The sequence below is a fragment of the Microbacterium sp. MEC084 genome, assembly GCF_004514465.2.
Lineage (GTDB): Bacteria > Actinomycetota > Actinomycetes > Actinomycetales > Microbacteriaceae > Microbacterium.
In genome coordinates, this window is record NZ_MYFP02000001.1 from 388,875 (window position 1) to 412,749 (window position 23,875).

Genomic DNA, 23,875 nt, shown 5'->3' on the forward strand with positions numbered 1-23,875 from the left:
CACCGCCTCGCGGGTGAGAGCGGAAGCTCCCGACCGACTTACTCGGCCTTGGTGATCAGGTGATACAGCGGCACCGAGTTCCAGCCGAACTCGACGTTCTCGACGCCCGCGGCCCAGCCGCCGGTGACGTTCGAGTACCACAGCGGGATCGCCGGCAGGTCCGTGAAGAGGACCGTCTGGGCCTCCTGGAACTTGGCCTGAGCCTCCTCCGGGTCGGTCGCGCTGATGCCCTCCTCGAGCAGCTGGTCGAACTCCGGGTTGGAGTACTTGCCGTCGTTGCCGCCCGCGCCCGTGGCGTAGAGCGGGCCGAGGAAGTTGTACAGACCGGGGTAGTCGGCCTGCCATCCGGCGCGGTACGGGCCGACCGTCCCGGCGTCACGCGCGTCGAGCAGCGTGGCGAAGTCCGGGTACGGGTCGCCCTTGGCGGTGATGCCCAGCGTGTTCGAGATCTGGTTCACGACCGCGTCGACCCAGGTCTGGTGACCGCCGTCGGCGTTGTACGCGAGGGTGAACTCGCCCTCGAACGGCGCGATCTCCTCGGCCTGAGCCCACAGCTCCTGGGCCTTCTCGGGGTCGTACTCGAGGACCTCGCTGCCGGGGACCGAGTCGCTCCAGCCGTCGATCACGGGCGACGTGAAGTCGCTCGCCGGCGTGCGGGTGCCGTGGAAGACCACGTCGGTGACCTCTTCGCGGTTGATCGCGTGCGAGATCGCGGCGCGGCGCAGCTGGCCCTCCTCGGTGGTCGACGAGAACTGCTCGATCCACTCGGGGATGACGAACGACTGGAAGATCGCGGCGGGCTGGTTGACCGTGCGGCCCTCGAGGTCGCTCTCGTAGGTCTCGAACGCCGAGTCCGGGATCGCGTCCAGGACGTCGAGGTTGCCGGCCTGCAGGTCGGAGTACGCCGCGTCCTGCGAGGCGTAGAAGACGATGTCCAGGCCGCCGTTCATCGGCTCGCGCGGACCCTCGTAGTCGGGGTTCGCCACGAGGTCGATGCGGACGTCGTGCTGCCACGCGTCCTCGCCGTCCAGCATGTACGGGCCGTTGCCGATCGGGTTCTGGCCGAACGCCTCGATGTCGTCGAACGCGACGTCGGGCAGCGGGTAGAACGCCGAGTAGCCGAGACGCTGGGCGAAGTCCGACGCCGGCTTGTTCAGCGTGATCGTGAACGTGTAGTCGTCGACGACCTCGAGGCCCGTGAGCTCCGAGTCCTCGTCGTACGAGAAGCCCTCGATGTCCTCGAAGAAGTACGCGGCGTAGTGCGCGTTGCTGGCCTGGGCGCCCAGGTTCCACGCCTTGGTGAAGTTGTCGGCAGTGACCTCTTCGCCGTTCGTGAAGGTCGTGCCCTCCTTGAGCTTGACCGTCAGCTGCGTGGGCGAGTCGACGGTGATCTCCTCGGCGACCTCGTTGACGACCGAGCCGTCGGCCTCGTACGTGATCAGACCCGCGTAGATCGAGTCGACGATCTTGCCGCCGCCCGTCTCGCCGGTCATCGTCGGGATGAGCGGGTACTGGGGCTCCGAGCCGTTGGTCGTGATGACGGCCGTGGTCGCAGCCGGGGTCTCGCTGCCGCCGGTCTCGCCGCCGCCGCCGGCGCAGCCGGCGAGCACGAAGCTGCCGCTGCCCAGCAGCGCGAGGCCCGCGAGGGCGATCTTGTTGCGCTTCACAGGGTTCCTCCTGGGGAAGGTTTGGTGTCCCCGCCGGGCATGGTTGACCGGCGGGCGATGCGATGACTCTAAGCCTCACATCGGTCTGTCCCAAAGTTTGAGCAGAACCGTTACATAGCCTTTACCCGGCTCGCCGTCGATTGGGCAATCTGTCGATTTCAGCGAAGTTTCGACCAGATGACCGATCGATCGTCGTGGCAAGGTAGCCGAGTGCAGCCGACCGATCCCTTCCCCGGAATCGCCCCGCCGCAGGCCCGCGCGCGCCTGAAGGCCGAGGTCGCGATCGTGCTCGCGCTCACGGTGGGCCAGTCCGCGCTCTACGCCGTGCTGTCGCTCGTGCGCCGTGTGCTGGATCCCCGCCCCCTGTCCCAGCAGTCGGCCCAGCTCAACACCCCGCTCGACGCCGCGGTGCTGTGGGACATCCTGTACCGGGTGCTCGACGTGGGGTTCGACCTCATGCTCGTGGTGCTCGTGGTGTTCCTGCTGTGGGAGCCGGGTCGCGGCGCCCTCCGGAGGCTCGGTCTCGACTTCACCCGGTTCGGCCTGGACCTGGGTCGCGGCCTGGCGCTGGTGGCCGTGATCGGGATCCCGGGCATCGCGCTGTACGTGGCCGGGCGGCTGGCGGGCGTGACCGTCGCGGTCGAGGCCTCCCCCGGCGGGCTCGACTGGTGGACGGTGCCGCTGCTGCTCCTCTCCGCGCTGCGCGCGGGGCTGATCGAGGAGGTCATCGTCGTCGGCTACCTGGGCGACCGCCTCTCGCGGCTCGGCTGGGGACCCTGGCGGATCATCGTGGCGGCATCGCTCCTGCGCGGCGTCTACCACGCGTACCAGGGCTTCGGCGCGATCGCCGGCAACGTCGCGATGGGGCTGGTCTTCGGCTGGTGCTACCGCCGCTGGGGACGGCTGATGCCGCTGGTCGTGGCGCACACCGCGATCGACGCGATCGCCTTCGTGGGGTACCCGCTCGCGGCCGCGTTCCTGCCGGACCTGTTCTGACGCTCGTCCCCAGGCCACGATCCGGACACGAGGCGTCGAGATCCCCGCGTGTCGCGCGCGCGAAGGGCCCGGGAGCGGGATCCTGGCCTCATGTTCTCGCTCGCACGTCGTTCCGGACACGCGTTCGGACTCCTGGTGGCCGAAGAAGCCCGCCAGAACGGCTGGCTCACCCGGCTCGAGCACGCGGTCGAACGCGACGACGTCGTCGCCGTCCGGCCCGGCGTGTACCTGCCGGCCCGCCGATGGCGGTCCCTGTCGGGGGCCGACCACACGCTCGCCCGGATCTACGCGGTGGCTCTCACGACGCCGGACGCGGTGTTCGCCTTCCACTCGGCCGCGGCGCTGTACCGCCTGCCCCTGCCCGGGGACGAGATCGCCGACGTGCACGTGCTCGGGGGCGAGCCCGCGGAGGGGCTGATCGTGCATCCGGCCGCGTCGCACGACGGCGCCTCGGACATCGCCGAGCGGTTCGGGCTCCGCGCCACCTCGCCCGTGCAGACGGTGCTCGACATGGCCGACGTCCTGGACTACGACGACGCGCTGGCTCTCGTGCGCGTCGCCATCCACCCCGCATCGGGAACGCGGTTCGACGAGCCGCCCCTGTGCACGAGGGCCGAGCTGCTCGACGCGGCGCAGGCAGTCGCCCGGCGCACCGGCGACGAGAGGCCGCTCACGGTGGCGCAGGCCGCGGAGGCCGACCGGCTCGCCGCCTGACGGGCGCGCTCAGCGACCGGCGATCCGGTGCTCGAGTCCCGCGCGCACCGCGGGCCACTCGGTGTCCAGGATCGAGAAGACCACGGTGTCGCGGATCACGCCGTCCTCGGTCATCGAGTGGTTGCGCAGCACGCCGTCCTGCTTGGCACCGAGACGGGCGATCGCCGCGCGAGACTGGTGGTTGTGCCAGTGCGTGCGCAGCTCGACCGCGATGCAGCCGAGCACGTCGAACGCCCGCTCGAGCAGCAGGAGCTTGGCCGCGGGGTTCACGCCGGTCCCGTGGGCCGCACGGCGGAGCCAGGTCGACCCGATCTCCAGGCGCCGGTTCTGCTCGTCCAGGTTGAGGAAGGTCGTCATGCCGACCGCGCGGCCGGCGCGCGCATCCACGATCGCCCACGCGGCGATCCGGCCCTCGCGGTGCAGCGCCAGGCGGCGGTCGATCTCGGCGGCCATCCCCTCGGGCGTCGGGATGCGCGTGTACCAGGCGCGCGCGAGGTCGCCCACCGCGTCAGCGAGGTCGTCCCGATGATCCGCCGCCAGCGGCTCGAGCCGGACGAGGCGGTTCTCCAGCAGCGGGGCGTCGGCGAAGGTCACCGGTTCAACCTACCGAAACCGCACCGCAGCGCTGAGACGGCAATGCCGCGCCGACACAGCGGGTGTCCACTGCTGTCTCGGCGCGGCGTTGCAGTCTCGCGGCGGGATCAGGCGAAGGCCTCGATCGGCGGGCAGGCGCACACCAGGTGGCGGTCGCCGTAGGCCTGGTCGACCCGGCGCACGGGAGGCCAGTACTTGGCGGTCGGGTCGCCGCCGGCGGGGTACACGGCGACCTCGCGCGGGTACGCATGCGACCACTCCGACGCCACGGCGACGGCCGCCGTGTGCGGCGCGTTCACGAGGGGGTTGTCGCCGGCCGGCCACTCCCCCGCGCGCACGCGCTCGGCCTCGGCGTGGATCGCGATCATGGCGTCGACGAAGCGGTCGAGCTCGGCGCGGTCCTCCGACTCGGTCGGCTCCACCATGAGCGTTCCCGCCACGGGGAACGACATGGTCGGGGCGTGGAAGCCGTAGTCGATCAGCCGCTTGGCGACGTCGTCGACCGTGATGCCCGTGCGCTCGCGCAGCGGACGAAGGTCCAGGATGCACTCGTGCGCCACCAGGCCGTCCTCACCCGTGTACAGCACCGGGTAGTGGTCCTTGAGCCGCGCCGCCACGTAGTTCGCCGCGAGCACCGCGGCGCTCGTGGCCTCCGTGAGGCCTTCGCGGCCCATCATCCGGATGTACGACCACGTGATCGGCAGGATGCCGGCGGAGCCGTACGGCGCGGCCGACACCGGTCCGATGCCCTCGCGCGCCGCCGCCCCCTGGGCGAACGGGTGCGAGGGCAGGTACGGCGCGAGGTGCTCCTTGACGGCCACGGGGCCCACACCGGGACCGCCGCCGCCGTGCGGGATCGCGAACGTCTTGTGCAGATTGAGGTGCGACACGTCGCCGCCCAGGTCGCCGAACCGGGCGTGGCCCACGAGCGCGTTGAGGTTGGCGCCGTCGATGTACACCTGTCCGCCCGCGTCGTGCACCGCCGCGGTGATGTCGAGCACGTCGTGCTCGTACACGCCGTGCGTCGACGGGTACGTGATCATGAGCGCAGCCAGCGTGTCGGCGTGCGCGGCGATCTTCTCGCGCAGGTCGGCGAGGTCGACGTCGCCTCCCTCATTCGTGGCGACCACGACCACCTTCATGCCGGCCAGCACGGCCGACGCGGCGTTGGTGCCGTGGGCCGACGACGGGATGAGGCACACGTCGCGCTGCCGGTCCCCGCTCGCGTCGTGGTACCCGCGGATCGCGAGCAGCCCGGCCAGCTCGCCCTGCGAGCCCGCGTTGGGCTGCAGCGAGACGCGGTCGTACCCGGTCACGTCGGCGAGCCAGCCCTCGAGCTGTCCGATCAGCTCGAGGTATCCGGGCACGTCCTCCGCGGGCGCGAACGGATGGATGCGCCCGAACTCGGGCCACGTGATCGCGGCCATGGCGGTCGCGGCGTTGAGCTTCATGGTGCACGAGCCGAGCGGGATCATGCCGCGGTCGAGCGCGTAGTCCTTGTCGGCGAGGCGCTTGAGGTACCGCATCATGGCGGTCTCGCTGCGGTGCGCGTGGAAGACCGGGTGCGTGAGGTACTCGTCCTCGCGCGCGAGCGCATCCGGAAGGCCGCGCAGATCGAGCGCGGCGTCGAACTCCTCGGGCGCCGTCCCGCCGAACGCGGCGATCACGAGCTTCAGGTCGTCGGTGGTCGTAGCCTCGCCGACCGAGACGCCGACGGTGTCGGCGTCGGCCAGGTGCAGCAGCACCCCGCGCTCGCGCGCGTCGGCGACCACCGCCTCGGCGCGCCCGGGCACCCGCACGGTCAGCGTGTCGAAGAACGTGTCGCCCACCGGCTGGGCGCCCGCCGCGGCGAGCGCGTCCCGCAGGAGCGCCGTCTTGGTGGCGATCTCGGTCGCGATCGTGCGCAGGCCGTCGGGGCCGTGGTAGACCGCGTACATCGAGGCCATGACGGCGAGCAGCACCTGAGCCGTGCAGATGTTTGACGTCGCCTTCTCGCGGCGAATGTGCTGCTCGCGCGTCTGCAGGGCCAGGCGGTACGCCGTGTGGCCGTCGGCGTCGACCGAGACGCCGACCAGGCGGCCCGGCAGCTGCCGCTCGAGGCCCTGCCGGATGGCCATGTACCCGGCGTGCGGTCCGCCGAAGCCCAGCGGCACGCCGAAGCGCTGGGTCGAGCCGACCACGATGTCCGCGCCCAGCGAGCCCGGGGACGAGATCAGGGTGAGCGCCATGAGGTCGGCCGCCACGACGACCTGGCCGCCCGCGACGTGCACGGCGTCGATCACACCGGACGGATCCCAGATGCGGCCGGAGGCGCCCGGGTACTGGATGAGCGCGCCGAACGCGCCCTCCGGAAGCGCCGCGCCGCCCGCGAGGTCGAGCTCGACGATCTCCACGCCCAGCACGCCGGCCCGCAGCCGCAGCATCGCCTTCGTCTGCGGCAGGGCGTCGGCGTCGACCGCGAACACGTCGCCGCCGCCCTTGACGGCACGGCGCGCGACGAGCATGCCCTCGACCACGGCCGTGGACTCGTCGAGCATGGACGCGTTCGCGATCGGCAGGCCGGTCAGGTCGCCCACCATGGTCTGGAAGTTGAGGAGCGCCTCCAGGCGGCCCTGCGAGATCTCGGGCTGGTAGGGCGTGTAGGCCGTGTACCAGGACGGGTTCTCGAGCACGTTCCGCTGGATGACCGACGGCGTCAGCGTGTCGCTGTAGCCCAGGCCGATCATGGGCGTGCGCACGCGGTTGCGGCCGGCCAGGGCGCGCAGCTCCGTGAGCGCCTCGGCCTCCGAGACGCCCTCGCGGGGCAGCAGGCCGGCGCCCTTCGGCGCACCGGTCCGGATGACGGCGGGGACCGCGGCGTCCATGAACCGGGCGAGCGGGCGGCGGCCGTCCGCGGCGATGCCGACGGCCGCGGCCATCTCCTCGTGGTCGCGCGCCGACGTGCCGATGTGCCGCGCGGCGTACTCGGTGGAGCTCACGCGTCGCCGCCGGTCAGCGCGACGTACGCGTCGCGGTCGAGGAGCCCGTACGGCTCGCCGGTCACGCGCACGCGGATCAGCCACGCGGCGAAGGCGTCCGCGTTGACCTGGGCGGGATCGGCGTCGACGTCCGCGTTGACCTCGACGACCTCGCCGTCCACGGGTGCGTAGAGCTCCGACACCGACTTGGTCGACTCGATCTCGCCGAACACCTGGCCGGCGGTCACGGTCTGGCCGACGGAGGGCAGGTCGACGTACACGACGTCGCCGAGTTGGTCGGCGGCGAAGTCCGTGACCCCGATGGTCGCGAGGTCGCCGTCGACGGCGACCCACTCGTGCTCGGCGGTGTACTTGAGGCTGTCGAGATCGGTCATGAGTTCCTCCGGTAGAAGGGCAGGGCGGTCACGGTCGCGGGGATGCGCGTGCCGCGGACGTCGATGGTCAGGTCGGATGCGGCGGCGCCGTCGGACGGCAGCGCGTCGGGCCGCACGAACGCCATGGCGATGGGATGGCCGAGCGTCGGGCTGAGCGCGCCGCTGGTGATCTCGCCCACGCGCTCGTCGCCGCGGAAGACGCCGTAGCCGGCGCGGCCCGCGCGGCGTCCCTCGGCCGTCAGCCCGATCAGGACGGGCGCATCGGGGCGCGGCCGCGTGGCCGCCTCCCCGACGAAGCCGGTCTTGCCGGCGGGGATCACGCGGCCGAGCCCGGCCTGCGCGGGCACGATGTCGCGGGACAGCTCGTGGCCGTAGAGGGGCATGCCCGCCTCGAGCCGCAGCGTGTCCCGCGCCGCGAGGCCGGCCGGCACGAGCCCGTGCGGCTCCCCGGCCGCGAGCAGCGCGCGCCACAGCTCGGCGGCGCGCGCGACCGGCACGAGCAGCTCGAAGCCGTCCTCGCCGGTGTAGCCGGTGCGGGCGATCAGCAGCGGTTCCCCCGCGAAGAGCGCCGAGCCCCACGCGTAGGCGCGGATCGCGCCGGTTTCGTGAGAGAGGTCCGTCACGCCCGCCGTCGCGGCGAGGATCCGCTCGGCCGCGGGGCCCTGCAGCGCGATGAGCGCGTAGTCGTCGCTCTGGTCCTCGACCGTCGCGTCGAAGCCTGCGACCCGGTCGGTGAGCTCGCGCGCCACGACCTCGCGGTTGCCCGCGTTCGCGATCACGAGGAACTCGTCGTCCTGCAGCCGGTACACGATCAGGTCGTCCACGATGCCGCCGTCCTCGGCGAGGATCATCGTGTACTTGGCGCGACCGACCGGGACGGCCGAGATGGCGCCGGCGAGCGCGTGATCGAGGAACGCGCCGGCCCCGCCGCCCTCGACGAGGATCTCGCCCATGTGCGAGATGTCGAACAGGCCGGCGGCCTGGCGCACCGCGTGGTGCTCCGCGAGGTCCGACGTGTAGCGGACGGGCATCAGCCAACCGCCGAAGTCGGTGAAGGAGGCGCCGAGCGCCTCGTGCTCGCCGCGCAGGGGCGTGTCGCGCGGCTCCTCGGCCGGGATCCCGGCGTCCGTGGGCTGATCCATGAGTTCTCCTGACGACCTGGCGTCATCCCCGGGTCTCGGATGAGAACCGGGAGAACTCCCCCTCTGTCATGGACCTGAGAGTTTCGGCGGGAGGCGCCGCGAGGGCGGCATCCCGTCTTTCACCGTCGGCGGGAGCGTGGGCTCCGCTTTTCAGAGTGGCCCGATCCACGCGGTACGTGCACCTGAGAGATTGGCGGGGAGGCTTGCTCCTTCGGTGTCGCGGTCGCGCCCGGATCCGAGGATCCCGGCGCCCGGCGACTCTCCCGCGCGGGTCATGGGGCCGTCTTCAGTTGTGCCGCGCCGTGGGAAGCGCGCGGTGTCGGGCTCAGACTACCGCGTGCGCCCCGTCCGGACGAGGCGCCCCGGCGTCCGCGTGGCGCGCGGGGCGCTGCTCGAAGAACGCCCGCTCGTGCGCGCACGACGCGAGGAACGCCTCGCGCATCCGCCCCAGCGCGTCGGGGTCGGCGCGCGTGGCCGCGCGGTCGGCGATCCGGATCGCCCGGCGCGTCGCCTCGGCGAACGCGGGGTCGCCGTAGGTCCCGAGCCAGTCGGCATACGGATGATCCGGATGGGCCGCCGTCGCGAGCCGCCGCCCGACGTCCTCGTAGATCCAGAAGCACGGCAGCACGGCGGCGACGAGCACCCCGTAGTCGCCGGCCGCGGCGGCCGCGTCGAGGTGCGCGAGGTACGCCGCGGTCTCGGCGGACGGGGCGACGGCGGGCTCCCCCACCCGCGAGCGGTGCAGCTCGAGCTCGACCTCGATGCACGTGGCCGAGGAAGCCGCCCAGAACGCGCGCTCGTCCTCGTCGCCGGCCAGCATCGCGGCGCGCGCGAGCACGGCCGAGTACGCGCGCAGGTACAGCGCGTCCTGCGCGAGGTAGTGCTCGAAGACCTCGCGGTCGAGCGATCCGTCGGTCATGCCGCGCACGAACGAGCCGGCGTCGATGGCCGCGCGGACGGGCGCCGCATCGCACCACCACCGCTCGGTGGCCGCTCGCGGGACGCCGTCGCCGCGCCAGAGCGCGTGCGCGTGCTGCAGCGGCCCGTTCCCGCCGCCGACGTCCAGCGCCTCGGCGGCGGCGATCGCTCCGCGCAGCCACTCGCGCGCCAGCCCGGTCGCCACGACCCAGTCGCCGTGGCGGGCGAACAGCGTCGCGAGCGCGGACGACAGCGAGCAGCCCGTGCCGTGCGTGCTGCGCGTCTCGATGCGCCGGCCGGCGAACTCCGCGAGCACGCCGTCGGCGGACACGAGCGCGTCGGGGCAGGCGGGTCCCGGCAGGTGCCCGCCCTTGGCGAGGATCAGAACGCCGTGTCGCTCCGCCAGCGCGCGGGCCTGGCGCAGCGCGGCGGGCCAGTCCCCCGCCACGTCCTCGCCGACCAGCACGGCCAGCTCGGGAAGGTTCGGCGTCACGACGTCGGCCCGGGCGATGAGGTCGTGGAGCGCGTGCTCCGCGTCGTCGTAGATCAGGCGGTCGCCGCTCGTGGCGATCATGACGGGGTCGACGACCACGGCGGGCCGCTCGGCGAGCGCGTCGAGCCACCCGACCACCTCGGCGATCACCGCGGCGCCGCCGATCATCCCCGTCTTGACCGCGTCGATCCGGATGTCGGACGCCACCGCGTCGAGCTGGTCGCGCACGAACCCCGGCGGCGGGACGTGCACGCCGCTGACGGCGCGCGTGCTCTGCGCCGTCAGGGCGGTGAGAGCGGCCATGCCGTAGCCTCCGCTCGCCAGGATGGACTTCAGATCCGCCTGCACGCCCGCCCCGCCCGAGGGATCGGAGCCCGCGATCGAGAGCACGTTCGGGATGCGGGTCGACGCCTCGCGCCCGCGCATCAGGCGACCTCCGCCCACTCGTTCCGCAGCGACCGCGCGGCGTGGGCGGGGTCCTCGGCGGCGCACACGGCGCGCACGACGGCCAGCCCGGCCGCCCCGGCGCGCCGCGCCTCAGCGGCGTCGCCGTGCCCGACGCCGCCGATCGCCACACAGGGCAGGCCCGCGACCGCCGCGAACTCGGCGAACCCGCGCCAGCCCAGCGGCTCGGGGTGGTCGGGCTTGGTCGGCGTCGCGCGGATCGCACCGACGCCGAGGTAGTCGGCCGTGCCGGCGGGGAGCGCGCGCAGCGCCGCGAGCTCATGCGGGCGGCTCGCGCTCAGGCCCACGATCGCGCCCTCGCCGAGCAGCGCGCGCACGCGGTCGACGGGCAGATCGCTCTGGCCCACGTGCACGCCGTCGACCCGGGCGCCAGCCGCCCGCGCGGCGAGCACGACATCCACCCGGTCGTCCACCACGAGCGCGGCCCGCCCGGCCACCGCCTCGGCGGAGCGCTCGACGACGTCGAGCAGCTCCGCTCCCCCGAGCTCCTTGCCGCGCACCTGCACGATCGTCGCGCCGCCGTCGACCGCCCGGCGCACGACGTCCGCGACGGCCGCCAGATCGCGCCCGGCTCGGGAGAGGATCGTGGCGACGTCGGCGACGACGTACGTGCACAGGTCGAGCGCGCGGCTCACGCTCCGGCTCCGGCTCCGGCGAGGAGCGGCTCGCGGGCCGCGAGGGCGGCGGGCTCGACCGTGGCCAGCGCATCCAGCAGCGCGACCGCGAAGCCGCCCGGGGCCGGCGCGACGGCGGCCGCGCGCTCCGCGGCCTCCGCGTAGAGCACGTGCGCGGCGACCGCCCCCGCGAAGGCGTCGCCGCCGGCGGCCGCGACGGCCGCGCCCACGATCGCGCCGAGCGCGCATCCGGCGCCCGTGACCCGGGTGAGGAGCGGATCGCCGCCGTGGACCCGGACGACCCGGCCGCCGTCCGCGATCAGGTCCACGGGTCCGGACACGGCGACGACCGCGCCGGTGCTCCGCGCCAGCTCGCGCGCGATTCCCGCCGTCTGCTCGACGTCGTCGGCGGCGTCGACGCCGCGGCCGCGTCCGCCCGCGCCGGCGAGCGCGAGGATCTCGGACGCGTTCCCGCGGATGACCGCCGGGCCGTCGGCGAGCAGCTCGCGCGCGAAGTCCGTGCGCAGGGACAGCGCGCCCACGCCGACGGGGTCGAGCACCCACGGCGTGCCCGCGGCTCCGGCGGCCGCGACCGCCTCGCGCATGGCCTCGCGCTGCTCGGCGCGCGGCGTGCCCAGGTTCACCAGCAGCGCCGACGCGACGCGCGCGCACTCGCGCGCCTCGCCCGGGACGTCCGCCATGACCGGCGACGCCCCCGCGGCCAGCAGCGCGTTGGCGGTGAAGTTCACCACCACGGAGTTGGTGATGCACTGCACCAGCGGTGCGTCCTCGCGCAGCCGTGCCAGCACGGCTCCCGCATCCGGACCGGACGACAGATACACGTCACTCATCAGCGACATCCCTCCGCTCGTACTAACGAGATCAGGTCGATACGGGTGTGATCTCAGTCCCCCGGTGGGGACACCCCGTGCCACTGCGAGCGATCCTATCCGGGTTGCGCCTCCCGGGCGGGCGACCTCGACCGCATAGGCTCGAGGGGTGAGCAGGACGTCGGATGCGCAGGATCAGGAGCGGGGCGCGACCGCCTCGGGCGACGAGATCCGGGTGGCCGTGTCGACCGTGATCTTCTCGCTGCGCCCCGACCCGGACTCGGACCGGCTGATGATCCCGCTCGTGCGGCGCACGCGCGACCCCTTCGAGGGCATGTGGGCCCTGCCCGGCGGCTGGCTGGACGTGGACGAGGGCCTCGGCGAGGCCGCCTCGCGCACGCTCGAGGAGACCACGGCGCTCACGCCCAGCTACCTGGAGCAGCTGTACACGTTCGGCGACGTCGACCGGTCGCCGACGCGCGTCGTCTCGGTCGTGTACTGGGCGCTGCTGCGCTCCGACCTCGTGGACGCGCAGCGCTCGGTCGTCGGCGCGCCCGAGAACGTCGAGTGGTTCGACGTCGACCACCTGCCGGCGCTCGCGTTCGACCACAACCGGATCGCCGAGTACGCGCTGTGGCGCCTGCGGAACAAGGTGGGCTACAGCCGCATCGCCGCGGGCCTGCTGCCCGACGAGTTCACGCTCACAGAGCTGCGCGAGGTGTACGAGTCCGTGCTCGGCCGCCGGCTCGACCCCTCCAACTTCCGCCGCCTGCTCGAGGGCTCCGAGGCGCTCGTGCCCACCGAGTCCTTCCGCACCGGCAAGCACCGCCCCGCCCGCCTCTACCGCTACAACGCGGAAGCTGAGTCTTTCTAGAAGCGCCTCGCACGCTCGCTTTGCTCGCACGACCGTAGATGCAGGGAGTTGCTGCCGACCCTCACCCCCGGTCGTTGAGCGACGAGCGCCAGCGAGGAGTCGAAACGACGCCGAACCTCCCCAGCCGGCCGGGACGATCCGGCCACGTTTCGACTTCGGCGCTGGCGCGCCTCCGCTCAACGACCACGGGTTGGCCATCGACCGCCGTGCGAGCGAAGCGAGTCGAAACCGCGGCTCCACGCCGGGGCGTGAGCGGAAAGTGATCGAAATTGCGGTTCTGGTCAATGTGACCTAATCTGGGCGCGACAGTAAGTGTCGTTCCGACCAGAAGGCGAGGGCTCACATGGCCGCCTCTCCCCTGACCCTCGCACCGCGCCGCGCCGTCGATGCGTCCGTCGACCACGGCATCCAGGCGATCGTGGCCGGCACGGCCACGGGCAGCACGTGCTCGACGGACCTCGCGGCCACGCCCTGGACGTTCGACACTGTCCCCGGCTACGGTCCCGGCGCCTCGATGGGCGACGTGATCCCCACCGGGTCGCCGCGCCAGGGCGAGCTGCCCGCCGAGTATCGCGAGGCGTCCGAGGACGAGCTGCACGCCCGGATCCGCGCCGCGAAGGAGACCCTCGGCGACCGCGTCGTGGTGCTCGGCCACTTCTACCAGCGCGACGAGGTCGTGCGGCACGCCGACTACGTGGGCGACTCGTTCCAGCTCGCGAACGCCGCCAAGGCCCACCCCGAGGCCGAGGCGATCGTGTTCTGCGGCGTGCACTTCATGGCCGAGACCGCCGACCTGCTGTCGGGCCCGGGGCAGGCGGTCATCCTGCCGAACCTGGCGGCGGGCTGCTCGATGGCGGACATGGCCGACATCGACCAGGTCGAGGAGTGCTGGGAGCAGCTGGAGGACGTCTACGGCCCGCTCGACGAGCCCGACGCCGACGGCTTCCTGCCGGTGATCCCGGTCACCTACATGAACTCCTCGGCGGCGATCAAGGGCTTCGTGGGCCGCCACGGCGGCATCGTCTGCACATCGTCCAACGCGCGCACCGTGCTGGAGTGGGCGTTCGCGCGCGGGCGCCGCGTGCTGTTCTTCCCCGACCAGCACCTGGGACGCAACACCGCGAAGGCCATGGGCGTCCCGCTCGAGCGGATGCCGATGTGGAACCCCCATCGCCCGCTCGGCGGCTCGTCCGAGCAGGACCTGCGCGATGCGCGCGTGATCCTGTGGCACGGCTTCTGCTCGGTGCACCGGCGGTTCACGGTCGACCAGATCGACAGGGCGCGCGCCGAGCACCCCGGCGTGCGCGTCATCGTGCACCCCGAGTGTCCGATGCCCGTCGTCGACGCGGCCGACGAGGCCGGCTCGACCGACGTCATCCGGCGCGCGATCGAGAGCGCGACCGCGCCCACGACGTTCGCGATCGGCACCGAGATCAACCTGGTCCAGCGCCTCGCGGCGCAGCACCCGCAGCACACGATCTTCTGCCTCGACCCCGTGGTGTGCCCCTGCTCCACGATGTACCGGATCCACCCGGGCTATCTCGCGTGGACGCTCGAGGAGCTCGTGGCCGGCCGCGTCGTGAACCGGATCACGGTGGCGGACGAGGTCGCGGCGCCCGCGCGGGTCGCGCTGGAGCGGATGCTCGCCGCGAAGCCCGCGTCCGCGACGCCCGCCCGGACGGCCTGACATGACGCGCGCGCTGATCGTCGGCAGCGGGATCGCCGGCCTGTTCTGCGCGGTCCACGCCGCGCATCGGGGCGTCGACGTCACGCTCGTCACCAAGGGCTCCGCGGATCAGGGCTCCACGCGGCACGCCCAGGGCGGCATCGCGGGCGTCGTGATGCCCGAGGACCGCCTCGAGGACCACGTCGCCGACACGCTCGCGGCGGGCGCGGGCCTGTGCGACGAGGACGCCGTGCGCGTGCTCGTCGAGGAGGGCCCGGAGCGGATCGGCGAGCTCGCCCGCTGCGGCGTCGAGTTCGACCGCGACGCCTCCGGTCGCCTGCAGCACGGCCTGGAGGCCGCCCACTCGTTCCCGCGCATCCTGCACGCCGGCGGCGACGCCACGGGCCTCGCGATCGAGACGGCGCTGCTGCGCACCGCGCGCCGGATGGGCATCCGCATCGTCGAGCACGCGTTCCTGCTCGACCTCGTGATCGGGCGCACGGGCGCCGTGACGGGCGCGCGCGTCCGCATCGACGGCCGCGACGCGGTGCTGTCCGCCGACGCCGTGGTGCTGGCCACGGGAGGCGCGGGCATGCTGTACGCCCGCACCACCAACCCGGCCGTCGCCACGGGGGACGGCATCGCCGCGGCCCTGCGCGCGGGCGCCGCCGTGGCCGACCTGGAGTTCGTGCAGTTCCACCCGACCGTGCTGATCGCCGACGGGCCGGCCCCCGGCGATCCGTTCCTGATCTCGGAGGCCGTGCGCGGCGAGGGCGCGGTGCTGATCGACGACGACGGGCGGCGCTTCGCGTTCGATGCGCATCCGGACGGCGAGCTCGCGCCGCGCGACGTCGTCGCCCGCGCGATCGCAAACCGGATGGCGGCGCAGGGCGGCCGTCCCGTGCGCCTGGACGCCACGGCGCTCGGCGCCGACCTGCTGCGCACCCGCTTCCCCTCGATCGATGCGGCCGTGCGGGCGCGCGGCCTCGACTGGGCGTCCGAACCCATTCCGGTGACGCCCGCGGCGCACTATCTCATGGGCGGCGTGCGCACGGACCTGGAGGGTCGCACGACGCTCCGGGGGCTCTACGCGGTCGGCGAGACCGCGCGCACCGGCGTCCACGGCGCGAACCGCCTCGCGTCCAATTCGCTGCTGGAGGGCGCCGTGTTCGGGGCGCGCGCCGCGATCGCGATCGACGAGCGCGGCCGGCGGCGGTCCGGCTGGCCGGGCCCCGAGCCGACGGCGGCCGCCGCCGAACCGGTCGCCGCGGCCGCCGATGCGCCGCCGTTCACGCGCGCCGCCCTGCGCGCGCTGATGTGGGAGCACGTCGGTCTGGTCCGCGACGCGGCGGGGGTGGCGCGCGCGGGCGCGGTCGTGGCGGCGTGGCGCCGCGACGCCACGACCCCGCGCACGGTCGCCGAGCATGAGGACGCCGGCATGCTTCTCGTGGCCGCGGCGACCATCGCCGCGGCGAGCGCGCGGACCCGATCCGTCGGCGCCCACTTCCGATCCGACGAGCCGCGGCTCTCGGGCGGGGCGCATCCCCCGGTCGAGTCCCGAGCCGCCGATCCCGCCTACGACCTCACGCCGGCAGGAGCCGCATGCTGACCCCGCAGACCATCGACCGCGTCGTCGGCGCGGCGCTCGAGGAGGACGCACCCTGGGGCGACCTCACCGCGCAGGCGTTCCTTCCCGCCGAGGCGACCGCTCGGGCCGAGCTCGTCGCCCGGGAGGCCGGCGTGTTCAGCGGCGGAGCGGTCTTCGCGGCCGCCTTCCGCCTCACGGACCCGGCCATCCGGGTCGACGTGAGCGCGCGGGACGGCGAGACGTTCGACGCGGGCGCGGTGCTCGCGATCGTGAAGGGCCCGGCGCGCGCCGTCCTGACCGCCGAGCGCGTGGGGTTGAACTTCGCGCAGCGGATGTCGGGCATCGCGACCCTGACCGCGCAGTACGTCGCGGCCGTGGCGAACACCGGCGCGCGCATCGTCGACACCCGCAAGACCACCCCGGGGCTGCGGGCGTTCGAGCGGCACGCCGTGCGCTCGGGCGGCGGCTTCAACCACCGCCACTCGCTGTCGGACGCCGTGATGGCGAAGGACAACCACCTCGCCGTGCTCGCGGCGGGTGCGAAGGGCGCCGACTACGCCGCCGCCCTCACGGACGCGCTGCGCGCGGGCATCGCACGGCTCCCCCACACGACGCACGTCGAGGTCGAGGTCGACCGCCTGGAGCAGATCGAGCCCGTGCTCGCGGCGGGCGCGCACACGGTCATGCTGGACAACTTCGCGCTCGACGACCTGAGGCGCGGCGTCGACCTGATCGCGGGCCGCGCGGTCGTCGAGGCCTCGGGCGGCGTGACGCTGGACACCGTGCGCGCGATCGCCGAGACGGGCGTCGACGTGATCTCGGTCGGCGCGCTCACCCACTCCGCGCCGGCCCTGGACCTGGGCCTCGACGTCGCGATCGGCGACTGACATGCCGCACCTCGACGCCCTGTACCTGGACCACGCGGCCACCACGCCCGTGCGGCGCGAGGTGCTCGAGGCCATGGCGCCGTACCTCACGGACGAATTCGGGAACCCGTCCAGCCACCACACGGTCGGCGAGCGTGGCGCAGCCGCCCTCGACGACGCCCGCGCGCGCGTCGCCCGCGTGCTCGGCATGCGCCGCGGCGACATCGTCTTCACGTCGGGCGGGACGGAGGCCAACAACCTCGCGGTGAAGGGCGTCGCGATCGCCGCGATGCTCGACCGCGGGGCCCGCCACATCGTCACGTCCCCGATCGAGCACGAGTCGATCCTGGCCTCCGCCGAGCACCTGCGCCGCGTGCACGGCTTCCAGGTCGCGCACGTGCCCGTGGACGGCGACGGCCTGGTGGATCCGGACGCGCTGGCCGGGGCCGTCCGAGACGACACGGCGCTCGTGACGGTCGCGCTCGCGAACAACGAGGTCGGCACGGTCCAGGACCTCCCGGCGCTGCGCGCCGCCGCGCCCGGGACGGTCTTCCACACCGACGCGGTGCAGGCGGCCGGGTGGCTGCCCCTGGCCGGGCTGCCGGTGGACGCGCTCACGATCGCCGGTCACAAGCTGGGCGCCCCCAAGGGCACCGGCCTGCTGGCCGTCCGGGGCCGGATCCCGCTCGAGCCGCTGCTGCACGGCGGCGGGCAGGAACGCGGCCGCCGCAGCGGCACGGAGTCGGTCGCGGGGGCCGTCGCGCTGGCCACGGCGCTCGAGCTCGCCGAGGCCGAGCGCACGGCGGACGCCGCCCGCGTCGCGGCCCTGCGCGACGAGCTGGTGGCCCGCGTGCTCGACCTCGTGCCGTCCGCGCGACTCACCGGCCATCCGGTCCGCCGTCTTCCCGGCACCGCGAGCTTCACGTTCGCGGGCACGAGCGGCGAGGCCGTCCTGCTCGAGCTCGAGCGCCGCGGCGTCGTGTCGTCGAGCGGCTCGGCGTGCGCGGCGGGCAGCTCGGACCCCTCGCACGTGCTGCTCGCTATGGGCGTGGATCCCGAGGTCGCGCAGACCGCCGTGCGGATCACCCTCGCGCATTCGCACCGGGCGCCGCTCGGCCCGGTCGCCGAGGCGATCGCCGCGTCCGTCGCCGCCGTGCGCGGATCCTGATCCGGCCCTGGACCGAGGAGATCTACCGGATCCCGGAGCTTCCGGCCGGGATTCCTCCTGAGCCGTGCAGATCTCCTCTCCTGGCGTCGCCGCGCCCGTCCGCAGCTCGGCTCCCCGCCCGCCCCGCGCGCGCCGCGCGGCCGTAGGATCGCGACGTGACCTCCGACCCGCTGATCACCGTCATCGTGCCCGGGTGGGACGTCGCCCTCTACGCCGCCGAGGCGCTCGCGTCGCTGCAGGGGCAGACCCTGGACGCGTGGTGCGCCGTCCTGATCGACGACGGCTCGACGGATGAGACGGGCGCCGTCTTCGCGCGGTTCGCGGGGCGCGACGAGCGGTTCCGGCTCGCGCCGCATCCGTCCCGGCGCGGTCTCGGGGCGGCCCGCAACACGGGCCTCGAGCTGGTCGACACGCCCTACGTCGGGTTCCTCGACGCCGACGACGTCATGCTCCCGCGCGCCCTGGAGCTTCTCGTCGGGTCCCTCGAGCGCTCGGGCAGCGACGTCGCCGTCGGCGCCTATGCGCGCCTGCGCCCGCAGCCGGGCGGCGGGTACGCGCCCTCCCCCGTCCAGCCGTGGGTCGTGGCGTCCACGTCCCCGGCGCGCACGGGCGTGACGCTGGCCGAGCACCCCGAGGTGACGGGCAACATCGTCGCCTGGTCCAAAGCCAGCCGCGCCGAGCTGTGGGAGGGCCTGCGGTTCCCGCAGGGGCTGTACGAGGATCAGGCTGTCACGCAGGCCATGTACGCGCGCGCACGCGCGATCGACACCATCCCGGAGCCGGTGGTGCACTGGCGCGTGCGCGCCGAGGGCACGTCCATCACCCAGCACGAGGCGGACCCCGACGTGCTGGCCGCGGCGCTCGACGCCCTGCGCGACGGCGTCGACGTGCTGCGCCGCGAGGGCCCCGAGGCGGCGGTTCGGGCCCGCATCGGCCAGATCCTGCGGATGGACGTCCCCCGCCTCACGGCCATGTCCCAGGACGACGCCTCCCGCGCGCTCATCCGCGACTTCGCGGCCGAGCTGTCGGAGTCCCTCCCGGGGTGACCTAGGCCTCGGGAAGGGGCGCGGGCGACTCGAGCAGCGTGACGGGCGCGGCCGGCGCGCGCTCGTCGGCGGGCGGACGGTCGGCGCGGCGCCCGCGCAGCGCCGGGTCGCGACCCTCCTCGGACTCGGCCTCGGCCTCGAGCACGCGGTTCGCCGCGAGCTGCTCCTCGGCGAGCTCGGCGTACAGACCGCCGCGCGCCACCAGCTCGGCGTGCGTGCCGGACTCGACGATCCGCCCCGCCTCGACCACGTGGATCACATCGGCGTCGATCACGGTCGACAGGCGGTGCGCGATCGAGAGGGTCGTCCGGCCCGCGGCCGCCGTCTCGAGGGCCTCCTGCACGATGCGCTCGGACACGGTGTCGAGCGCGCTCGTCGCCTCGTCGAGCAGCAGCACCGGCGGGTCCTTGAGCAGCACGCGCGCGATCGCGATGCGCTGCTTCTCGCCGCCCGAGAGCCGGTAGCCGCGCTCGCCCACCACGGTGTCGTAGCCGTGCTCGAAGCCCGCGATGATGTGGTGGATGTTCGCCTTGCGGCACGCCTCCTCGATCTCGGCGTCGGTCGCGTCCGGGCGCGCGTAGGCGAGGTTCTCGCGGATCGTGGCGTGGAACAGATAGGTCTCCTGCGACACGATGCCCACGTGGTCGATGATCGACTCGTGCCGCAGGCGCCGCACGTCCTCTCCCGCGAAGAGCACCTGCCCCGACGACGCCTCGTACAGCCGCGGGGTCAGGTACAGCACGGTGGTCTTGCCCGCGCCGCTCGGGCCGACGAAAGCGACCTGCTGGCCCGGCTCGACCGTGAACGAGACGCCGTCGAGCGTGGGGCGCGAGTCGGGGGCCGCATCCGGGTAGCGGAACGTGACGTCGCGGAACTCGATCCGCCCGATCGGCCCGGGCGCCTCCGTCACCGGGATGGCGTCGGGCGCGTCGGTGATCGCGGGCCGCAGATCGAGGTACTCGAAGATGCGGGCGAACAGCGCCGCGGAGGTCTGGACGTCGAGCGCGACGCGCATCAGCCCGATCAGCGGCTGCAGCAGCCGCGCCTGCACGGTCGTGAAGGCCACGATCGTCCCTGCCGTCACGAGCCCCGCGTCGCCGGCCAGCAGGAACCCGCCCACCAGGTAGATCACCGCCGGGACGCTCGCCATCAGCACGTGCACCACGGCGAAGAAGCCCTGCCCGCTCATCGCCTGGCGCACCTGCAGGCGGATCTGGTTGGCGTTCTCCTCCGCGTACCGCGCCGACTCGGTGCGCTGCCGGTTGAACGACTTCGACAGCAGGATGCCCGAGACGCTCAGCGTCTCCTGCGTGATCGCGGTCAGCTCCGACAGCGACTGCTGCGTCTGCGCCGCGATCCTGGCGCGGATCTGCCCGACGCGCCGCTGCACGAGCACCAGGATCGGCATCAGCACCACCGCGATCAGCGTGAGCCGCCAGTCGATCAGGATCATCGCCACGAGCGACGCGACGACCGTGACCGTGTTGCCCAGGATGCTCGCGACCGTGTTGGTCAGGACGCCCGAGACGCCGCCCACGTCGTTCTGCAGGCGCGACTGGATGACGCCGGTCTTCGTGCGGGTGAAGAAGCCCAGCTCCATCCCCTGCAGGTGCTCGAACATCCGGACCCGGAGGTCGCCCGTGACGCGGTTGCCGACGTTCGACGTGAACCACGTCTGCGCGACGCCCACCAGGGCGCCGGCGACGTACAGCCCGACCATGAGCAGCACCAGCCGCACGAGCAGCGGCAGCTGGACCGGGCCGCCGTCGGTCGGGAAGAGCGCGTCGTCGAAGATGCGCTGGATGACCAGCGGAGGGATCGCGCCGATGGCCGCGCCCAGCACGACCAGGCCCATCGTGACCGCGATGCGCGCCCGGTAGGGCCGGAAGAGGGCGAACACGCGGCGGCGCAGATCCGGCACGCGCGGCGCCTCGGCGTTCTGCCGGCGCAGGGCGTCCTCGTCCATGCGCCCGAAGCCGCCCGGGCGATGCCCGCCGCCTCCGCGCATCGCCATGCTCATGCGGTCAGCCTAATGACGGCCGCCGACGCACCGGCCGGTCTGGGACGCTCTGGTGACGCCCCGGAGAATTCTCTCGCCAGGCGGGAATGGGATGTCCGACCCCGCGGTTACGCTTGAGAGTCCGGCGGCCCTCGCGTGGTTCACCCCCTCGCGGCCGCCCGTCCGAGCCTTCGCTCGCCGCCCCGGCCGCCGACACGCGGGGATGATCCGTCCTTTCCGCCGAGGAGCACGATGACCGCCACCGAGACCGCCCCGAGCACCGGATCGATCCCCCGCCAGCCCGAGGTGGACCCGAAGGGCATGCGGGTCATCTGGCTGCTGCTGATCGCGGCGTTCGTCGCGATCCTCAACGAGACCACGATGAGCATCGCGATCCCGCACCTGAACGTCGATCTCGGCGTCCCGCCCGAGCTGGGCCAGTGGCTGACGAGCGCGTTCATGCTCACCATGGCCGTGGTCATCCCGACCACGGGCTTCCTGCTCCAGCGGCTGACCACCCGGCAGGCGTTCCTGCTCGCGATGTCGCTGTTCACGGCGGGCACGCTGATCTGCATGGTCGCGCCCGGGTTCTCGATGCTGCTGATCGGCCGGATCGTGCAGGCGGCCGGCACCGCGATCGCCATGCCGCTGCTCATGACGACCGTCATGCGCGTCGTGCCGGCGCACGCGCGCGGCCGCATCATGGGCCGCGTCGGCATCGTGATCTCGCTGGCCCCCGCGATCGGCCCCACCCTCGCGGGCGTCCTGCTCGACGTGGCGAGCTGGCGCTGGATCTTCGGCGTCGTGCTGCCCATCGCGGTCGTCGCGCTGGCGATCGGCGCGAAGCTCCTCACCAACCTCGGCGAGACCTCCAAGGCGCCGCTCGACGTGCTCTCGGTCGTGCTCTCGGCCATCGCGTTCGGCGGCATCGTGTTCGGGCTGAGCCAGATGGGCGGCGGCTCGCACGGCGGCGCCTCGACGCTGCCCGCCGGGACGGCGGGCGGGATCATCGCGGCCTCGGTCGTCGTGCTCGCGCTGTTCATCTGGCGCCAGCTGCGGCTGCAGCGCGTCGACGACGCGCTCCTCGACCTGCGGGTGTTCCTGTCGCGCAACTTCACGATGGCGATCGTCGTGATGGGCATCCTGTCGCTCGCGATGTTCGGCACGTTCACGGCCCTGCCGCTGTACATGCAGGACGTCGCGGGCCTGACCGCCACGGAGGCGGGCCTCGTCGTGCTTCCCGGCGCCGTCATGATGGGTCTGCTCGGACCGGTCATCGGCCGCATCTACGACGCGCGGGGCGCGCGCATCCTGCTGATCCCGGGCACGATCCTGGTCGCCGGCGTGATGGTGTTCTACGCGACGCTGACCGAGTCGACGTCCGTGGTGGCCCTCGTGATCGCGCAGATCACGATGTCGATCGGCATGGCCATGTCCTTCACGCCGCTGTTCTCGGCCTCGCTGGGCTCGCTGCAGCCGCGGCTGTACTCGCACGGCTCCGCGGTGCTGAACACGCTTCAGCAGGTCGCGGGCGCGGCGGGCGTCGCGGTGCTCATCACGACCATGGCGTCGGTGGCGGCCTCGCGCGAGGCGGCGGGCGTGGCCGAGCTCGCCGCTGGGGCGGCGGGGGCGCGCGCGGCGTTCCTGTTCTCGGCGATCGTGGCGATCATCGCGGTGGGCGCGGCGTTCTTCGTGCGCAAGCCCGCGGACCAGCCCGGCGAGCTCGCGGCCGGCCACTGAGCCGGACGGCTGGGCCCGGACCGCTGAGCCGCGGCGGTCAGTCCGGCAGGCGGCAGACGCCGTCGACGCACAGGCCGGCGGCGTCCTCGCCCAGCGGCACGAGCGGCAGGGCGGCGAGGGACAGGAGCTCCGCCGCCCCGGCCTCGGCTCGCGCCTGAGGCGCGGCGGCGGGGGCGACGGCGTCGTCTTCGGGCGAACTCACGCCCGCCATCGTACGCCCGCCGCGCAGCGGCGTGGGCCGCGGCTCAGGGGCTCTCGGGCACGGGCACTGTGACCACCTCGACGCCGCGGTCGCGCAGGAGATGCACCACGTCCGCGGGCGCGTCCTGCGTGGTCACGACCGTGTCCAGGTCGGCGAGCGCCCCGAAACGGTGCGCCGCCCTGCGGGTGAACTTGTCGGCGGTCGCGACGAGCACGACGCGGCGCGCCGTCTCGAGGAGCGCCCGCTTGACCTGCGCGTCGCCCCATCCGGCGACCGTCAGCCCCGCCTCCGGATCGGCTGCGCAAGCCCCGAGCACGGCGACGTCGAATCGCATGGCCCGGACCGCCTCCGCGGCGCCCGGACCGTGGAACGACAGATCGTCCTGCGCGACCGGTCCGCCCGGCACGATCACCTCGACGCCGGCATGGCGCGCGAGCGCGGCTGCCGCGTGCAGGGAGAGCGCCATCGCGGTCAGGTCGCGCCCGGCGAGCCGGTCGGCCACGGCCAGCGCGGTCGTGCCGTTGTCGATCGCGACCGTCGCGCGCTCCGGGACGAGCTGCGCCGCCGCCTCCGCGAGGGCCTGCTTGGCGGCCCGATCCGAGCCCGCGCGCACGTCGAACGGATAGGGCGAGCCCCGCCGCGGCGCCGGCTCCGCGCCGCCCCGGATGCGGCGGATCGCACCGTACTCCTCCAGCTCGCGCAGGTCCCGGCGCAGGCTGATCTCGGAGACCCCCGTGAGCTCGGCCAGGTCGTCCAGGCGGCGGACGCCGCCCTCGACCGCTCGGATGATCACTTTCAGGCGTTCCGATCGCTGCACCTGATCATTCTGGACCATAACGTGCCGAGCGTGATCTCCTCTCGAATGCCCTCCTCCCGCCGGCAGGTCGCGGGCGCCGGCCTGCTGTTCGCCGGCCCCGCTGATCCGCCGCTTCGGCCCGCTG

General features: G+C 73.6%; 20 protein-coding genes and 2 riboswitches. Of the genes, 9 read left to right on the forward strand and 11 right to left on the reverse strand.

Annotation, left to right across the window (positions count from 1 at the left end):
- Positions 1-38: 38 nt before the first annotated feature.
- Positions 39-1,667 carry an ABC transporter substrate-binding protein gene (locus tag B5M43_RS01890; protein ID WP_134745356.1) on the reverse strand — a complete coding sequence of 543 codons (1,629 nt, stop codon included), beginning with the start codon at positions 1,665-1,667 and terminating at the stop codon, positions 39-41.
- Positions 1,668-1,844: 177 nt separating this feature from the next.
- Between B5M43_RS01890 and B5M43_RS01895 the strand changes: the two genes are divergently transcribed.
- Both B5M43_RS01895 and B5M43_RS01900 read left to right on the forward strand, forming a co-directional pair.
- Positions 1,845-2,663, forward strand: coding sequence for a CPBP family intramembrane glutamic endopeptidase (locus B5M43_RS01895; RefSeq protein WP_134745355.1), 819 nt, complete (start codon positions 1,845-1,847; stop codon positions 2,661-2,663).
- A 135-nt stretch (positions 2,664-2,798) separates the two neighbouring features.
- Positions 2,799-3,377 carry a hypothetical protein gene (locus tag B5M43_RS01900; RefSeq protein WP_134745354.1) on the forward strand — a complete coding sequence of 193 codons (579 nt, stop codon included), beginning with the start codon at positions 2,799-2,801 and terminating at the stop codon, positions 3,375-3,377.
- A 9-nt stretch (positions 3,378-3,386) separates the two neighbouring features.
- On the opposite strand, the gene B5M43_RS01905 is transcribed toward B5M43_RS01900, so the two are convergent.
- The 7 genes from B5M43_RS01905 to thiM form a co-directional block, all read right to left on the reverse strand.
- Positions 3,387-3,971 carry a GNAT family N-acetyltransferase gene (locus tag B5M43_RS01905; RefSeq protein WP_055989753.1) on the reverse strand — a complete coding sequence of 195 codons (585 nt, stop codon included), beginning with the start codon at positions 3,969-3,971 and terminating at the stop codon, positions 3,387-3,389.
- A gap of 107 nt (positions 3,972-4,078) precedes the next feature.
- Complete coding sequence (gcvP, locus tag B5M43_RS01910; protein WP_230667551.1) at positions 4,079-6,889, reverse strand: aminomethyl-transferring glycine dehydrogenase; 2,811 nt, start codon at positions 6,887-6,889, stop codon at positions 4,079-4,081.
- 56 nt (positions 6,890-6,945) lie between these two features.
- A complete protein-coding gene (gene gcvH, locus B5M43_RS01915; RefSeq protein ID WP_055989756.1) occupies positions 6,946-7,323 on the reverse strand; it encodes a glycine cleavage system protein GcvH in 378 nt (125 codons plus the stop codon).
- On the reverse strand, positions 7,320-8,465 hold the full coding sequence (gene gcvT / locus B5M43_RS01920; RefSeq protein ID WP_134745352.1) for a glycine cleavage system aminomethyltransferase GcvT: 1,146 nt from the start codon (positions 8,463-8,465) through the stop codon (positions 7,320-7,322). Before gcvT ends, gcvH begins: the two co-directional genes overlap by 4 nt.
- 160 nt (positions 8,466-8,625) lie before the next feature.
- Positions 8,626-8,741: riboswitch (glycine riboswitch) on the reverse strand.
- Positions 8,742-8,790: 49 nt separating this feature from the next.
- Positions 8,791-10,302 (reverse strand): bifunctional hydroxymethylpyrimidine kinase/phosphomethylpyrimidine kinase, encoded by a 1,512-nt coding sequence (thiD, locus tag B5M43_RS01925; protein WP_134745351.1) that lies wholly within the window; start codon positions 10,300-10,302, stop codon positions 8,791-8,793.
- On the reverse strand, positions 10,302-10,976 hold the full coding sequence (thiE, locus tag B5M43_RS01930; protein ID WP_082543015.1) for a thiamine phosphate synthase: 675 nt from the start codon (positions 10,974-10,976) through the stop codon (positions 10,302-10,304). Before thiE ends, thiD begins: the two co-directional genes overlap by 1 nt.
- Entirely contained in the window at positions 10,973-11,806 is an 834-nt protein-coding gene (thiM, locus tag B5M43_RS01935) for a hydroxyethylthiazole kinase (protein WP_134745350.1), read from the reverse strand. Before thiM ends, thiE begins: the two co-directional genes overlap by 4 nt.
- Positions 11,798-11,894, reverse strand: a riboswitch (TPP riboswitch). (Overlaps the previous gene by 9 nt.)
- Before the next feature lie 132 nt (positions 11,895-12,026).
- Here thiM and B5M43_RS01940 point away from each other — a divergent pair.
- From B5M43_RS01940 to B5M43_RS01965, 6 genes are all read left to right on the forward strand, one after another.
- Positions 12,027-12,659, forward strand: a complete 633-nt coding sequence (locus B5M43_RS01940; protein ID WP_055990594.1) for an NUDIX domain-containing protein — start codon at positions 12,027-12,029, stop codon at positions 12,657-12,659.
- Between the two features lie 343 nt (positions 12,660-13,002).
- Positions 13,003-14,346 (forward strand): quinolinate synthase NadA, encoded by a 1,344-nt coding sequence (gene nadA / locus B5M43_RS01945; RefSeq protein ID WP_134745349.1) that lies wholly within the window; start codon positions 13,003-13,005, stop codon positions 14,344-14,346.
- Position 14,347: 1 nt separating this feature from the next.
- The gene (nadB, locus tag B5M43_RS01950; RefSeq protein ID WP_134745348.1) at positions 14,348-15,934 is read left to right on the forward strand and encodes an L-aspartate oxidase; all 1,587 of its coding nucleotides are present in this window, start codon (positions 14,348-14,350) and stop codon (positions 15,932-15,934) included.
- Complete coding sequence (gene nadC / locus B5M43_RS01955; RefSeq protein ID WP_134745347.1) at positions 15,928-16,800, forward strand: carboxylating nicotinate-nucleotide diphosphorylase; 873 nt, start codon at positions 15,928-15,930, stop codon at positions 16,798-16,800. The genes nadB and nadC overlap by 7 nt, the downstream gene beginning before the upstream one ends.
- 1 nt (position 16,801) lies before the next feature.
- Positions 16,802-17,947 carry a cysteine desulfurase family protein gene (locus B5M43_RS01960; protein ID WP_055989772.1) on the forward strand — a complete coding sequence of 382 codons (1,146 nt, stop codon included), beginning with the start codon at positions 16,802-16,804 and terminating at the stop codon, positions 17,945-17,947.
- A gap of 155 nt (positions 17,948-18,102) precedes the next feature.
- Positions 18,103-18,993 carry a glycosyltransferase family 2 protein gene (locus tag B5M43_RS01965; RefSeq protein ID WP_230667528.1) on the forward strand — a complete coding sequence of 297 codons (891 nt, stop codon included), beginning with the start codon at positions 18,103-18,105 and terminating at the stop codon, positions 18,991-18,993.
- A gap of 1 nt (position 18,994) precedes the next feature.
- On the opposite strand, the gene B5M43_RS01970 is transcribed toward B5M43_RS01965, so the two are convergent.
- Positions 18,995-21,007, reverse strand: coding sequence for an ABC transporter ATP-binding protein (locus tag B5M43_RS01970; RefSeq protein WP_374198147.1), 2,013 nt, complete (start codon positions 21,005-21,007; stop codon positions 18,995-18,997).
- A 237-nt stretch (positions 21,008-21,244) separates the two neighbouring features.
- Between B5M43_RS01970 and B5M43_RS01975 the strand changes: the two genes are divergently transcribed.
- Positions 21,245-22,732, forward strand: coding sequence for a DHA2 family efflux MFS transporter permease subunit (locus B5M43_RS01975; RefSeq protein WP_134745346.1), 1,488 nt, complete (start codon positions 21,245-21,247; stop codon positions 22,730-22,732).
- A gap of 37 nt (positions 22,733-22,769) precedes the next feature.
- On the opposite strand, the gene B5M43_RS01980 is transcribed toward B5M43_RS01975, so the two are convergent.
- The gene (locus B5M43_RS01980; RefSeq protein WP_156377123.1) at positions 22,770-22,934 is read right to left on the reverse strand and encodes a hypothetical protein; all 165 of its coding nucleotides are present in this window, start codon (positions 22,932-22,934) and stop codon (positions 22,770-22,772) included.
- A gap of 43 nt (positions 22,935-22,977) precedes the next feature.
- Positions 22,978-23,751, reverse strand: coding sequence for a DeoR/GlpR family DNA-binding transcription regulator (locus B5M43_RS01985; RefSeq protein ID WP_167626751.1), 774 nt, complete (start codon positions 23,749-23,751; stop codon positions 22,978-22,980).
- Between the last annotated feature and the right edge of the window lie 124 nt (positions 23,752-23,875).